The 13,612-nt window shown below is 57.6% G+C and carries 13 protein-coding genes; 6 read left to right on the top strand and 7 right to left on the bottom strand.

Going from position 1 to position 13,612, the window contains the following annotated elements:
- Positions 1 to 41: 41 nt before the first annotated feature.
- Genes pcaG through pcaC form a run of 3 tightly spaced genes read right to left on the bottom strand, consistent with a single transcriptional unit; the run spans position 42 to position 1,773 of the window.
- A complete protein-coding gene (pcaG, locus tag VH599_09660; protein HEY7348566.1) occupies positions 42 to 620 on the bottom strand; it encodes a protocatechuate 3,4-dioxygenase subunit alpha in 579 nt (192 codons plus the stop codon).
- Positions 617 to 1,357: a protocatechuate 3,4-dioxygenase subunit beta gene (gene pcaH / locus VH599_09655; protein ID HEY7348565.1), complete on the bottom strand. Its 741-nt coding sequence runs from the start codon at positions 1,355 to 1,357 to the stop codon at positions 617 to 619. Before pcaH ends, pcaG begins: the two co-directional genes overlap by 4 nt.
- On the bottom strand, positions 1,354 to 1,773 hold the full coding sequence (gene pcaC / locus VH599_09650) for a 4-carboxymuconolactone decarboxylase (protein ID HEY7348564.1): 420 nt from the start codon (positions 1,771 to 1,773) through the stop codon (positions 1,354 to 1,356). Before pcaC ends, pcaH begins: the two co-directional genes overlap by 4 nt.
- A 325-nt stretch (positions 1,774 to 2,098) precedes the next feature.
- Here pcaC and nuoB point away from each other — a divergent pair, with 325 nt between their 5' ends.
- Genes nuoB through VH599_09630 form a run of 4 tightly spaced genes read left to right on the top strand, consistent with a single transcriptional unit; the run spans position 2,099 to position 7,131 of the window.
- Positions 2,099 to 2,665: an NADH-quinone oxidoreductase subunit NuoB gene (gene nuoB / locus VH599_09645; GenBank protein ID HEY7348563.1), complete on the top strand. Its 567-nt coding sequence runs from the start codon at positions 2,099 to 2,101 to the stop codon at positions 2,663 to 2,665.
- A 12-nt stretch (positions 2,666 to 2,677) separates the two neighbouring features.
- On the top strand, positions 2,678 to 3,361 hold the full coding sequence (locus VH599_09640; protein HEY7348562.1) for a hypothetical protein: 684 nt from the start codon (positions 2,678 to 2,680) through the stop codon (positions 3,359 to 3,361).
- A complete protein-coding gene (locus VH599_09635) occupies positions 3,354 to 4,676 on the top strand; it encodes an NADH-ubiquinone oxidoreductase-F iron-sulfur binding region domain-containing protein (GenBank protein ID HEY7348561.1) in 1,323 nt (440 codons plus the stop codon). Before VH599_09640 ends, VH599_09635 begins: the two co-directional genes overlap by 8 nt.
- A 52-nt stretch (positions 4,677 to 4,728) precedes the next feature.
- Positions 4,729 to 7,131: an FAD-dependent oxidoreductase gene (locus VH599_09630; protein HEY7348560.1), complete on the top strand. Its 2,403-nt coding sequence runs from the start codon at positions 4,729 to 4,731 to the stop codon at positions 7,129 to 7,131.
- A gap of 88 nt (positions 7,132 to 7,219) precedes the next feature.
- Here VH599_09630 and VH599_09625 read toward each other — a convergent pair whose 3' ends face one another.
- A complete protein-coding gene (locus VH599_09625; protein HEY7348559.1) occupies positions 7,220 to 7,588 on the bottom strand; it encodes a VOC family protein in 369 nt (122 codons plus the stop codon).
- A 214-nt stretch (positions 7,589 to 7,802) separates the two neighbouring features.
- On the opposite strand from VH599_09625, the gene VH599_09620 reads away from it, so the two are divergent.
- On the top strand, positions 7,803 to 8,273 hold the full coding sequence (locus tag VH599_09620; GenBank protein HEY7348558.1) for a hypothetical protein: 471 nt from the start codon (positions 7,803 to 7,805) through the stop codon (positions 8,271 to 8,273).
- A gap of 991 nt (positions 8,274 to 9,264) precedes the next feature.
- Here VH599_09620 and VH599_09615 read toward each other — a convergent pair.
- Positions 9,265 to 10,011, bottom strand: coding sequence for a PRC-barrel domain-containing protein (locus VH599_09615; protein ID HEY7348557.1), 747 nt, complete (start codon positions 10,009 to 10,011; stop codon positions 9,265 to 9,267).
- Between the two features lie 434 nt (positions 10,012 to 10,445).
- On the opposite strand from VH599_09615, the gene VH599_09610 reads away from it, so the two are divergent.
- A complete protein-coding gene (locus tag VH599_09610) occupies positions 10,446 to 12,152 on the top strand; it encodes a S53 family peptidase (protein HEY7348556.1) in 1,707 nt (568 codons plus the stop codon).
- 78 nt (positions 12,153 to 12,230) lie between these two features.
- On the opposite strand, the gene VH599_09605 is transcribed toward VH599_09610, so the two are convergent.
- A complete protein-coding gene (locus tag VH599_09605) occupies positions 12,231 to 13,463 on the bottom strand; it encodes a glycosyltransferase (protein HEY7348555.1) in 1,233 nt (410 codons plus the stop codon).
- Positions 13,453 to 13,590, bottom strand: a complete 138-nt coding sequence (locus VH599_09600) for a hypothetical protein (GenBank protein HEY7348554.1) — start codon at positions 13,588 to 13,590, stop codon at positions 13,453 to 13,455. The genes VH599_09605 and VH599_09600 overlap by 11 nt, the downstream gene beginning before the upstream one ends.
- Between the last annotated feature and the right edge of the window lie 22 nt (positions 13,591 to 13,612).

The following is a 13,612-nucleotide window of genomic DNA, read 5'->3' as shown; positions in this document are numbered from 1 at the left end:
TCGAAGGTGAGCCTGCTCCATCCTGGTGTGAAGGGTGCGCATCAGAGATTGAAAAATGCAGTTTCGTTCGTGCCTTGCATGATAATGTCAAAATGGTAGATGGTCGCTGCGCCATTCTGCTCGCGACGTGCCAGCAGCGTCGCCCGACGCTCTTCGGGGACGCAAAGCAATACCGGGTCGCCTACATTCGCTGGTTCATCCTCAAAGTACAGGCGGGTCATCAGGTGGTTGAGCAGGCCACGAGCAAAGAGGGTGACGCAGATGTGCGGAGCCTGCTGATGTCCATTGAAGAGGACCGGCCCTGGCTTGACAGTCTCGAACCAATAGCTGCCGTCTTCGTCTGTGCCGGAGCGGCCAAACCCCTGAAAGGACGGATCGAGCTTCGCTGGCCCTACGTCTGCCGCATGGTGATAGCGACCATAGGCATTCGCTTGCCAGATTTCGACCAGCGCGTCGGGTACGGGCGCTCCGTCGCCGTCAAGGACATGCCCCTCGATACGAATGCGCTCGCCAACTGTTTCAGGCCGGGTCAGAACGTGGCGTCGGGCGTCTTCGCGTAAGAGCGCAGGTGAGAAGAATGGACCCACCGTCTGCGAGGTGGTCAAGGGGATAGTACTCATCGTCTTGTCTCTCCTGATGGCGAAGACTCGAATGGGGTGGCGTCTGGCCCGCGCAGGACAATATCCCAGCGATACCCAAGCGCCCATTCTGGCTCGGTGACGGTATGGTCGTAAGCAGCGATCAGGCGTTGGCGCGCGGCTTCCGTTGGTACAGCGTTCAGGATGGGATCGAGGGCGTGAAGCGGATCGTCGGGGAAGTACATCTGCGTCACCAGGCGCGACAGGATGGATGGGCCGAACAGCGAGAAATGAATGTGGGCAGGACGCCAGGCGTTGGGGTGGTTCTTCCAGGGGTACGCGCCTGGGCGGATCGTCAGGAACCGATAGACGCCCGCGTCATTGGTCAAACAGCGCCCCATGCCCAGGAAGTTTGGATCGAGCGGCCCCGGCCATTGATCGCGTTTGTGAAGGTAACGGCCAGCAGCATTGGCCTGCCAGATCTCCAGAAGCGTGTTCGGTACGGGATTCCCATGATGGTCAAGGACGCGCCCGGTCATAATGATGCGCTGCCCTATAGCCTCGCCGCCAGTTCCGGCGTTCCTCGTGAGGTCGGCATCTTCCGCTGTCACGACGCTGATGGTGGGTCCAGGGCCAGTCAACTCCGAAAGCGTCAGAGGCACATCTATGAGCGCAAGCATCGGCGCCCGACGCCGCGTGGACTGATAGGCTTCATACAGGTAGGGCGGGAAAATCTCCTGATCTCCCCGAACGATGTCGCCAATCGTGATCTGGTTCATACATCCTCCTGACGTGCTTGCGGCGCATCTTCCTCTTCTGCGGCGCGGGCGCGCTGGTCTAATTCTTTCTTCGCCAGCGAGAACGCGGCGTTGGCCGCTGGTACCCCAGCGTAGACGGCTACATGGAGGAGTACCTCCGCGATTTCGCGCGGATCAACCCCGATATTCTGGCTGCCGCGCAGATGGACTACCAGTTCGTCACGACCCAGCGCCGCCAGAATCGCAATCGTGACCAGGCTTCTTGTCCTTCGGTCCAGGTCCGGGCGCGCCCAGACAGACCCCCAGGCCGACTCCGTGATGAAACGCTGAAAGTCGGCGTCAAACTCGGTCATGCGCGCCTGCGCTCGCTCGACGTACTCGCTTCCAAGTACCTCCTTGCGCGTCTGCATGCCAATATCGAAGCGTGATTCCGTCATAGCAGCATCCCTTCCTGACTCAGCAACTCAATGTCTCTCATACCTGGCTGGTAAAGGCCCGGAATGTGCGGAACCTGATTTCGATGCTCGGACAAGGGCGGGGATGGAGACCCCGGCGGGTATCCTGCCCTTCCGGTCTATTTTACTAATAATGGTCCAATAAGGGAGAGTATGTCAAGATTGGCTGCTCTACGAGCGCCTCTATAGCCGTGTTGCGCGTGGCACGAGCAGGTGGGAGATGGTATAATACAGGCAGGGAATCGCAGCTATCTAACCCTGCCGAGCAAGGTGCTGCTCTACCTTGATGAGGAGGTTTCTCATTCCTATGAGCACTGACATCAAATCCCGTAAGGGGCAACCACTGCCTATCATGCAAGCCAGGGGACCGGCTGAATATGTCCCTGGCGATCAGGAATTGCCAGTAGCCATTACCAGCCTGCGCGAAATGATTACGTGGGCGCAGAACTGGGCGCGTTCGCGCTCGATCTGGCCGCTGGGCTATGGCCTGGCCTGCTGCGCTATCGAGATGATGGCGGCAGCCCAGGCGCATTATGATCTGTCGCGTTTCGGCTCAGAGGTCTTTCGCTCCAGCCCGCGTCAGGCCGATCTGATGATCGTGGCGGGTACTGTCTCGAACAAAATGGGGCCGCGCCTTAAACGCCTGTGGGAGCAGATGCCTGATCCCAAGTGGGTACTCAGCATGGGCCAGTGCGCCAACTCTGGCGGCGAGTTTTATGACTCCTACTATACCGTTCAGGGTGTGGATACCATTGTGCCGGTTGACATCTATGTTCCTGGCTGTCCACCCCGGCCAGAAGCGCTGGTCGAGGGCATCCTGAAACTGCGCGAGAAGATCGAAAAACAGGGACTCAAACTCAAGGGTGAAGAATAGGGAGCATCTCTTATGCGCGGAGTCTTTACCGGGCTGGGCTTGACGCTCAGCCATTTATTCCGGCCAAAAGTGACGCGGCTCTACCCTTATGAGAAGCGGAAGCTGCCTGAGCGGAGCCGAGGGCTGATCGAACTGATTCAAGAAGCGGGCCAGGATACGCCTTATAACCTGAGATGCGAAGCGTGCCTGCTCTGCGAGAAAGCCTGCCCGCCACGCGCCATTACCATTGAATATCGGCCAACCCATCGTTTTCGCCATCGGCCTTACTTCTCGCCAACATCTATTGCTGGCTACTATACGCCGCGTATCTCCGAATATGCCGTTGATTATCCGCACAAGCCGGTGCCGCCGGTGGTGGCAATGCCAACCAAACCAGAATTAGAGCCAGAGACCGATCTTGCAAAAGTGGATAAGATTCTCGACCAATCTTCTTTGGAAGCTTACGATCTTGGCGGCATCATTGATCTGGTGATCGATGCGTATGGCTACCTGCCGCTGGCGGCGGCCCAGCGCATTGTTCAGGTGCGCGGCGTGGATTTGAGCGATATTTTTGGCATTGCGACAATGAGTCCAAAGTTCAAGCCAGCTCCTCTGGCGAAGGGTGTTCGCCGCAATGACCAGATGGAATATGGCCCCTCGGCGGCAACTCGCGGGAAATACGCGGAGATTAACCATAGGAGGGGACCAAGTGCCTGAGCTAGAGTATCACCTGCTGCGCCAACCAGGCCCGCCTGCTGTGCGCACGCTCGAAGAATATCGCCGCGCTGGAGGGTATCAGGCGCTGGAGCGCGCTCTTCAGCAGTTATCTCCCGATCAGGTCATTGAGCAGATCAGGGCAAGTGGGCTGCGCGGGCGCGGCGGCGCGGGCGTGCCGGTGGCTGACAAATGGCTCATCGCTCATGACGAGGTCGAGGAGCCGAAATACGTCATTTGTAATGCCTACGACGCTGATCCTTCTTCACGCATCAGCCGCACGCTGCTTGAACAAAATCCGCATCAGGTGATTGAGGGTATCGCGCTGGCCGCCTACGCAGTGGGCGCTCAGGAAGCATACCTCTTCACGCGCAGCGGCTACACCCAGGGGATTGCTGCGGTGCAGGAAGCGTTACGCGAAGCCCTGGAGGGGCGCACGCTTGGCCGCGACATCCTGGGCAGCGACTTTACCTGCTCGATCACGCTCGTGGCGGTTGATGTTGGCTTTATGGGCGGCGAAGAAACGACTCTGATGGAAATCATCAAGGGCAAGCGCGCGATGCCGCAGCAGCGCCCGCCGTATCCCGCTGTCTTTGGCCTTTGGGATAAGCCAACGGTTATCAATAATCTGGAGACGCTGATCAATGTGCCGCTGATTCTTCAGCGCGGCGCGGATGAATATCGTCGCCTGGGGACACGGCAAAGTCCAGGCACGAAGCTCTTCACGGTGTATGGGCCAGAGCCAGACACAGAGGGGCGTTTGATTGAGATGCCGCTGGGTACGACGGTGCGCCAGGCGCTGCGTCATGTGGGCATTGCCCTGAATGAGCGCGTGGCGCGCGGCGTGGCGGTGGGTGGCCCCGAAGGAGGCGTCTTGTCAGCGAGCCTTTTCGATACGCCGCTCGATTTTGAGGACGTGGAGCAGGTAGGCGCCATTATTGGTTCGGGGACTCTCGAACTCTTGTCAGTGAATACCTGTATGGTTGCCTGGGCGCGAGAGCGCAGCAAATATCTGGCTGGTGAATCGTGTGGGAAATGCGTCCCCTGCCGACTGGGCATGAAGCGCATTACCGGCACGCTGGAAGGGGTCATCAGTGACCTTGGGACGACAGATGACCTGGCGCTGCTGGAAGAGTTTGCGCGCTATGTACCCGATGGCTCACTCTGCGGCTTTGGCGTTCACGCGCCCAATGCCGTGGTGACGGCGATGCGCTATTTTGGCGATGATTTCCGGGCGCATATCGAGGAGCATCGCTGCCCGACCGGCGTCTGTACGCCGCTGCGCATCCATCGGTTTGTCAAAAAGCATGTCCTATAAAAACATGTTCTATGAGGTGTGAGTACGTACTCACGGCCCTCTGGAGGAACAGATGGCTATTCAGATTCGCAATAATAACTCTTCTGCTCAGGCGCAGCCCTTCGAGCGCAACGAAGTGGGCCAGCCGACGTTTACGCTCACCATCGACGGCAAAAACGTGCGCGCCTATGAAGGGCAAACGATCCTGAGCGTGGCCGTTGAAAATGGCATTCTCGATATTCCGACGCTCTGTGATGATGAGAAGCTGGAGCCAACTTCGGCGTGCCGCATGTGCCTCGTCGAAATTGATGATGCCGAGCGCCCGCTGCCTTCGTGTAATACCCCGGCGGCTCCTGGCATGGTCGTCAGGACACGCTCAGATAAGCTGGTACATATCCGGCGCACCAATCTGGAGATGATGCTCTCCGATCACAACGCCTACTGCCAGCCGCCGTGCCAGATTGGCTGCCCAACACATATTGACATCCCTGGCTATCTCGAATTGATTGCCAGAGGCGAAAACCGCGAGGCGGCTCGTCTGGTGACAGAGGTGCTGCCCTTCCCCTATATCCTGGGCCTGGTCTGCCCGCATCCCTGCCAGGATGTCTGTCGGCGTGGCCTGGTAGAAGAAGAGATCGCCATCTGCCGCATGCACGGCTTTGCGGCGGAGGAAGTGATCGAAGACCCGCCCACCCCCTGGCCGACGGAAGCCCCCACCGGCAGGCGTATCGCGGTGGTAGGCGCTGGCCCGGCAGGTCTGACCTGCGCGTACTATCTGGCGCTCAAGGGCCATTCGGTCAAGGTCTTCGATATGATGCCTCAGCCGGGCGGCATGCTGCGATATGGCATCCCGGAGTACCGGCTCGAAAAGAATATGATGGATAAAGAACTGGAGAGCGTCTGGCGGCTGGGTGTCGAGTTCCAGGGGAATGTGAAGCTGGGCGAAGACTTCACCGTTGATGATCTGTTTGCTCAGGGCTATGAAGCGGTCTATCTAGGTATTGGCGTCTGGACGAGTAACGAGCTTGGCCTGGAGGGCGAGGATCTGCCGGGCTTTGTGAACGCCATCACCTATCTGCGCGAGAAGACGCTGGGTCTGCCGGTGCCGGTGGATGAGACAAAAGAAGTAGTGGTGATTGGCGGCGGCTTTACCGCCTTCGACTGCACGCGTACATCGCTGCGCCTGGGCGCAAAGGTGCATACCGTCTATCGCCGCTCTATCAAAGAGATTGGCGCAACCCCGGAAGAGCGCGAGGATGGCGAGAACGAAGGCACCGATATGATCTTCATGGGGAGCCAGAAGCGCATCATCGAGAAAGATGGCCGGGTGGCAGGCATCGAGTTTGTGCGCAATAAGATGGGTGAGCCTGATGAGAAAGGCCGCCAACGCCCGATACCGATTCCTGGCTCGGAGTTTATTATCGAGTGCGATACGATCATTCCGGCCATCGGCCAGGCGCTGGAAACGGAGGTGCTGGAGCATGAGCCGGGCATTGCCATCACCAGGCGTCGGACGATTGAAACCGATCCTTATCACTTCATGACGGGGCGTAAAGGCGTTTTTGCGGGCGGCGATGCGGTGATCGGCGCTTCAACCGTAATCGAGTGTGTGGCGCAAGGGAAGCTGGCGGCGCGTTCTATGGACGCCTATTTGCGCGGCGAGGATATGGCCGAGGTTTCACGGCGCATCGAGACGGAAGAGCGCGCCCCTGATCTGTTCGATATTGTGCCTTACAAGCCGGTTGAACCCCAGGTCAAAATGCCGATGCTGCCTTATGAGGAGCGCAAGCGCAACTTCCGACTAATCGAGTCGGGCTATCTTCAAGAGCAGGCGCAGCGCGAATCAGCGCGCTGCTTGCAATGCGCCTGCCCTGCCGCTGGGCAGTGCGATCTGCAAAAGTTCAGCATCGAATATGGCCTGACAGATAACCGCTTCCATGATGGCGAAGCGAATGATTATCATGACTATGAAGTGGATGTCTCGCACAGCTTCATCTTGCGCGATCCCAACAAGTGCATCAACTGCACGCAATGTGTGCGCGTCTGTCATGATGTGATTGGCCCCAACTGCTATGGCATGTTCGGCAAGGGCTTCGATACGATTGTTTCGACGCCGTTCAATGTCTCGCTGCACGATACCGATTGCGTCTCCTGCGGCGCGTGTGTGCAGGTCTGTCCCACTGGATCGCTGATGATGGCAGAGCGCGAGCTGGTGAAGTACGATTTCGCGCTGGACCGCTGTATCTTCTGTGGCGACTGCGTGGAGGTCTGCCCACACGGCGCGCTGGGCGAGACGCCGAACTTCGAGTTGTCCTTCTACAACCGCTTTGGGCCAGGCGTCAACCTGCATATGGATGATCTGGCAAATGCGCCCAACTATCTGGTGCGCGAGCGTGTGCCACGCAAGCCGGAGGATGGGCCACTGGGGCCAGAGCCACTGGTGCGTCCGCTGCCTGCGCGACGCATCCGCGAATAAACTGGCGGCACAGAGGGCAGGCTGGAAGAAACGCACTGACGGTTCTTCCAGCCTGCCCTCTGTGCTGAAACAACAAAGGGCTGTCTTCTTATTGGGGGCCAGGCTTTAGTGGCCCCTTTGTCATATCGAGAATACACAGCCGGACGCCGAAGGGATCGGCAATGACCGCGCATTTTCCTATAGCAATATCAAAGGGTGCAGCCAGGATGCGACACCCCTTCGTTGCCAGGATGCCCATAGCAATCATCACATCATCAACCAGATAATGCACTTCAACGGAGGAGGGAATATCAGGCTTGCAATGCAAGACGATCTCGGCATCCGTTTCAGGGAAAGCCAGACCAGCCGATTGCTCATCCCACCAGACGGGCTGAAGCCCAAAGACTTCAGTATAATAGGCAATAGCTGCTGATACGTCTTCGACTCGAATCATCACGCAATCAATCTTTCGGAGCATGATCGCTCCTTTCTGAAAGCCGCTTGCCTGAAAGCCGCTTGAGAGATAGACAGGGGTCTTACAGAAACTATATTGGCTATTCCTGACATCTCCTGTCTTCTTCTGTGCGACATTTCTCCCTGGTGGTTCGTCGTTGCTTGCGAAGGGGCGTGATTTCGTCTATACTGAAGCCTGGACTTATTGACTACATATTACTCAGGAGTTAATCAGCATTATGCCCAAGAAGCCACCGCGTCACTCATCTGCCCAGCATCGTCCACAGCCAAAGAGAAAAGATGTGCTGCTGGTTCGCTCTTCCTCCACTACCTCAGTAGCGGAGGCTGCTGAAGAAGAAGCGACAGCGAAGAGCAAGCCAGGGGCGACTAAAACGAAGCCCGCCAGCGCCGCGCCGAAAGCAGCAGAGCGTTCTACAGCAACCGTCATCAAGCGCCCAGGGACCACCACGAAATCCGGCGCTCAGCCTACACGAGTGCTGCCTGGCTCGCAGCGCGCTGGTCGTCCTGGGCAGCGTAACGCAGCGCGGCCCGGCCAGCGCCTCGTGGTTGGCCGCCAGGCGAATCTGGTCAGCGCCGAACATTATCGCTATGTGTTGAAAGATTTGCGGCTGATCGGTATTCTTGCGGCGGTGATGTTCTCGATTATTATCGCGTTGACTTTTATCTTGCCCCATGTGCTGACATATTAAGCGAACCGCTGGACACGCCAGTCCGGTTGAGCGAGGACTGACTGGCAATCTCACCACGCAAAAAGCGCCAGACTCACGAACGTTCGTGAGTCTGGCGCCGCGCTCTTCAGGCGCTTTTAGTAGCGTCTTTGGAGATAGCCGCTCGTGATCGGCTCACCCTGGCGATGGGAAGCAGGGATCGTTACGCCCAGGACACGCTCTATAGCCATTGTATGGCAACACGTTCCCCAATCAGAGAAGAAGCGGCAGGTGCAGCTCCAGTTCCCCTCATGGAAAGTTGTGGTATAGGAATCATTTTCACCGCGAAAAGATGCTTCAAAATGGTTGAATTGGATGCGATCTGGCTCTTCCGAATAACGCTTCGCCTTCGCAATTTTGCCGATCATGCTCGAATGCACGGCGGGTACCTGCCTTTCAAAACGTGTTCACACGCGTTTGATTGCTATACTTGCCTGGCTGATAGACCTCAGCACGATCACCCCACTACAAGCTATCTAACGCTTCCTGGTAGACGGTAGGACTCTAAAGGATGACATCTTTGGATGTCCTGTGACATCAGAGATGGTGTTCGTGGTTATGCTGCTCATATGGTATCTTTACGCGCTGTCAGAAGTGGCCTCACCTCCTTTTTCAACACGGCTTCTATCCGGCGCCGCGCAGACCCCTGGTTGGGGGCCTCAACAAGAGAGGGCTACACTGCCCGCGAGTGACTACACCTGATCGGTGCGATAGAAGACTGCGAACCACACAAAAAAAGCACCAGGACAGGATTCCCCTAGCGCTTTTTGCTCTGTTTTGCGTTTCCCTGGTGCGCCTTCTGGCGCGCAACAGGAAGGGCGCGTGTTGTCAGCAGTCTTGGCATTCTCTTAACACCCCTGGAGTCAATAGTACTCCGGTGAAGAGCCGTCCATTACGTGAGTGAGCTAATTATAACATCAACTGTGGCGAAAGTCCAGCAATCGCAACCGTAACCAGCTTTTTTTACCTGCTGCTAGAGTTCCGAGATACCCTCTTCCAGAGCAACGATGGTGTCAGGCCCGTAACTGATGATGCTTTTGGCCGATACAAGGCGTCGGGGGCTGCCGAGACGATGCGGAATGCCGGTTTTTTCAGCCGTAAGCTCCAACGCCATCAGCGTTCGGCTTGCCGGGTCGATGCGCAACTCCTCAACAGTTCCCAGCAGTTGACCCCTGTTGCTGTGTACTTGCCTCCCCATGAGGTCCGATGCTTTGGGGAGGTTATATAACCAGGAGACATCCTGCCCCGCGAGCGTTCCCGGCGGAAAGGTCACGGCGTCTGCCCCTATAGCGGCGCTCGCTGCGGGAACCAGCGTTGGCTTGTGCAGGAGACTCCCTTTGGTGGAAAAAGCCTGAATTGCTTGCCGTTGTTGATCAAAGATCAGGTCGTGTACCGTACCAATATTTTTGCCCGCCGTAATGTCTATGAGCGGGTGGCCGCGCAGCTTGGAAAACGTGACCCACTGGGCGTATCCAGGTGGTACACTTGGCGCAGGCGCTTGAGGCGGTTGCGCAGACGGAGCGCCTGGCGCTTGAGGCGCAGACGGCTCCTGGCCTTGAATTGGCTGCCTGTATGCGCTCTCAGGGGCTTGAGGCGCAGGTTGGACAGGGGGCGTGTCGGGTAGGGGTGGTAAGGGTGGCGGTGGTGGCTGACCAGGCGGTTGGGTTGGCTCGCCAAATGCGTTACCGAAAGGTGGTTGGAGTGGAGGTGGCTGCTGCATTGCTGTAACTCCTTTGTGAATACACTGTGAACAAACGAATATGAGCAAACGAAAAGCTGAATAGGACCAATTGGCTGTCGGATCTCTTCTCCTAACTCTGCGCTGCAAGATGTATACCGCCGCGCTGCGCAGCGAAGCTGTTTCATACGCTTGCTGGCAGGAGCAGCGGAGGGGAATCAGATAGCCTGGTTGAGCCGTAATTTGCTATACTACATTGAGTACGAGGGTACTCATGGCTAGAAAGGTGGAAATGATCTGTTTGTTTCTCTTGCTATGCCCGGGCGCTAGTGTTTGCTGCCTTGAACAAGAGGCTTCGCCCGCCAGCTTCTATACGAGAGGAGGAAGCGGGCGCGCGAGAACGTGAGCCGCCGTGAGCCGCTATGAATATGCCAAAGATCTCTGGATTTCTAAAGGGGGCCAGGAGCATGAATTGGATGGCGCCTCTACTGGCGGCCTTGCTTGTGTTGAACGCTGGTGGGGATATGTCTTCTCCAACAAAGCCAGGGAGGGCCGTTCGGGCGATTCCCGCGCTTTCTGGCTTGCCGCTGGCTGCGCTGCAAGGCAAGCTGGCCGGGATGCTCTCGCCTGATGCAACGCTGACCCTCAACATTGGTTTGCCCATTGACCACCAGAAGCTCGACCAGGTTGTTCAAGAGGTCTATGATCCCTCCTCGCCCAACTACGGCCATTACCTCACGCCAGCGCAAATTGCCAGGCAGTTCGGCGCTTCGGATGAAACCATCCAGAAAGTCAGCGGCTGGCTCACCAGCCAGGGCTTTCAGGTAGTTGATACGAGTCCCCTGCATACCAGTCTGGTCGTTCAGGCAAATGTCTCGCAGATTACGAAAGCGTTCCAGATTCTCCTTCAGGTGCGCTCACTCGATGGCCGCACCTTCTTTGGGCCAGGCGGCGCCCCAACGCTGCCTTCGGCTATTGCGCCGCTGATTACCTCGATTACTGGCTTGAGTAATTTTACGCAAATCACGCGCACCCCCCTTCAACTGATGAACACTCCGGGCAGAATTATCCCCAGGGCCGATCAGCAGCCCGCTGCTGGCGATTGCACGCTCTATGGCGTCCTGGGCGGAGTGACGCGCGACCGGATTGCGCGCGCCTACGCGCTCGATCAGTTGTATAAACAGGGCTTCCAGGGCCAGGGAATGAAGATTGGCGTGGTGGAACTTGACGACCCGTATAGTCGCAACGATGTCGCTAATTATGCGGCGTGTAATGGCGCGCAGCTCCACCTGCGCAATATTCAGGTTGGTAGCCCATTGCCTCCTGGCTCTGGCGCAGGCGAGGCAACGCTGGACCTGGAAATAATTGCCGGGCTGGCCCCCGAAGCGGAGATTCTGGATTATCAGTCTCCGCTGTCTGATAACGTGGGCTTTATTGAAGTCCTCAATAAAATAGCCGCCGACGATCAGGTGCAGGTGGTCAGCGTGAGCTATGGCGCGGGAGAGGACCAGTTCGATGCGGCGTATATGTCGCAATTCAACGATACGCTTGAATTGCTGGCAGTTGAGGGCATCAGCGTGTTTATCGCCAGCGGCGACTGCGCTGCTTTTACCGATGGCGTGTTTGGACAGCTTGCGGTGAGCTTTCCGGCGAGCGCCCCTTGGGCCATTGGCGTTGGTGGCACAAGCTTTCTGGGGAATAGCGAGATCGCCTGGTCGCAATCCAACCCCGACAAAAAGCGCTGCCAGAATACCTGGGGTACAGGCGGCGGCCTGAGCAAGAATAAGGAGTTCGCCCGCCCGATCTGGCAAACTGGCCCTGGGGTACAAAATCAATTCTCGAACAAGAATCGCCAGGTACCCGATGTGGCTGCGGTTGCCGACAATATTTCTATCTATTATCAGAGTTTCTGGCAACCAGTTGGCGGGACCAGCGCATCAGCGCCCATGTGGGCAGCCGGGGCTGCGTTGGTGAACCAGGCGCTCCAAAAGCAAGGGAAAGGGTTCCTGGGTGGTGTGCCTACCTTCTATCAAATTGCAAACCATCCCGGTAAGTACCATCCATTCCACGATATTACGCAGGGTGATAACCTGTTTTATAAAGCTGGATCGGGATGGGATTACACGACTGGCCTGGGATCTGCCAACTTCCTTGACATTGCCAGCTTGCTTGGAGCCGCTTAAGGGCAGCATCAAGGGGGAGCGTGGTAGGCCAAACTTACAAATCAGCCTGCCACGCTCCCCATCTCGACTATCTGTCTCCTAAAAGCATGAGCAGGCTCCGACAGAACGGCGCTCGACAGTCAGATGGTCATAGACCTGGCGAATCTGCGCGGCTACAGTGCGCCAGCTATAGCGTATTACTGATGAGCGCGCCCTGGCGCGCAGTTCTTCGAGCAGGTCGGTATCGCTGAGCACTGCGTCGATCTTTTCGGCCAGGAGGCCAGCGCAGCGCCAGGGGATGAGGAAGCCGTTCTCACCATCGCGCACGATATAAGGCAATCCCCCAACTTTAGTAGCGATGACAGGGGTTCCACAGGCCAGGCTCTCTACGGCAACCAGGCCGAAACTTTCATAATAGGATGGCACAATCAGCAGATCGGCGGCGCTATAAAAGCGCGGCAGTTCTTCCTGGGGGATAGCGCCTTGAAAGCGAACCTCTGCTTCCACGCCTTGCGCGCGGGCAACCACGCGCAGCCGGTCTAATTCAGGGTCGTCCTCCAGGTTGCCGCCAACCAGGACCACTGTTGCCGGTTGTTGCAGCAGCCCTGCTGCTTGAATGAGCATCTCGCCGCCCTTCAGCGGATCGGGTCGCCCAACAAATAAAAGCGTTGGCTGACCATTGAGTCCCAGGGAGGCTCTGGCCTGCTGGCGGTCCTGGGGTTGGAAGTGGCGCAGGTCCACCCCACAGGGAACGATGGTCATCCGCTGCGGGCAGATACCATAGATACGCGCAATCTGATCGCGCTCGTGTGGCGTGGCGACGGCGATCCGGTCTGCGCTGGCGATGATGCGTCCTTCATATTCAAGGCGCAGGGGCGTTTCCCGTTCGTCCGGGCGCGCCTGCTGTTTCAAGCGCGCCAGGGTGTGGAACATGGTCATATGCGGAATGTCCCAGGTTTTGGCAAGCTGCATCCCGGCCACGCCGGAAAGCCAATAATGGCTGTGGATCACGTCATAGGCGTGCCGCTCGCATTCGGCGAACTGCTGTACCCGGCGCACAAATTCTGGGATATGCTGGAAGAGGTCGTTTTTAGGGAGCCTGGCGATGGGGCCAGCCTTGATGTGTATCACGCGAACGTGTTCGTTGAGGGGGAGGATGCGAGGAGTAGTCGGGTCAGTCCAGCGGGTAAAAATATCAACCATGAGACCACGTTTGCCCAGTTCGCGGGCCAATTCTCGAACGTAGACGTTCATGCCTCCGGCTTCTACGCTCTTGCCAAGCGGCGCCAGCGGCGAGGTATGCAGGCTGAGCATGGCAACTCTAAAGCACATGGCCCACCTCGCTTTGCCGCTCGGTTTCACGGGCTAGGGCGCAGATGCGCGGCCAACGTCCCTCGCTTTCTGCCAGAGCGCGCTGAGTCTGGCTCAGCCCGCCATTGGCATCGCAGAGTGTAATCACTGTTCGTCCTTCCTTAAAAGTA

The sequence above is a fragment of the Ktedonobacterales bacterium genome, assembly GCA_036557285.1.
Classification (GTDB): Bacteria; Chloroflexota; Ktedonobacteria; order Ktedonobacterales; family DATBGS01; genus DATBHW01.
Note: the sequence above shows the minus strand (reverse complement) of the source record. Positions and strands in the feature narration are given on the sequence as shown.

Coding starts and splice junctions, on each gene's coding strand:
- pcaG (HEY7348566.1), bottom strand. CDS start 620: ATGAGTACTATCCCCTTGACCACCTCGCAGACGGTGGGTCCATTCTTC.
- pcaH (HEY7348565.1), bottom strand. CDS start 1,357: ATGAACCAGATCACGATTGGCGACATCGTTCGGGGAGATCAGGAGATT.
- pcaC (HEY7348564.1), bottom strand. CDS start 1,773: ATGACGGAATCACGCTTCGATATTGGCATGCAGACGCGCAAGGAGGTA.
- nuoB (HEY7348563.1), top strand. CDS start 2,099: ATGAGCACTGACATCAAATCCCGTAAGGGGCAACCACTGCCTATCATG.
- VH599_09640 (HEY7348562.1), top strand. CDS start 2,678: ATGCGCGGAGTCTTTACCGGGCTGGGCTTGACGCTCAGCCATTTATTC.
- VH599_09630 (HEY7348560.1), top strand. CDS start 4,729: ATGGCTATTCAGATTCGCAATAATAACTCTTCTGCTCAGGCGCAGCCC.
- VH599_09625 (HEY7348559.1), bottom strand. CDS start 7,588: ATGCTCCGAAAGATTGATTGCGTGATGATTCGAGTCGAAGACGTATCA.
- VH599_09620 (HEY7348558.1), top strand. CDS start 7,803: ATGCCCAAGAAGCCACCGCGTCACTCATCTGCCCAGCATCGTCCACAG.
- VH599_09615 (HEY7348557.1), bottom strand. CDS start 10,011: ATGCAGCAGCCACCTCCACTCCAACCACCTTTCGGTAACGCATTTGGC.
- VH599_09610 (HEY7348556.1), top strand. CDS start 10,446: ATGGCGCCTCTACTGGCGGCCTTGCTTGTGTTGAACGCTGGTGGGGAT.
- VH599_09605 (HEY7348555.1), bottom strand. CDS start 13,463: ATGTGCTTTAGAGTTGCCATGCTCAGCCTGCATACCTCGCCGCTGGCG.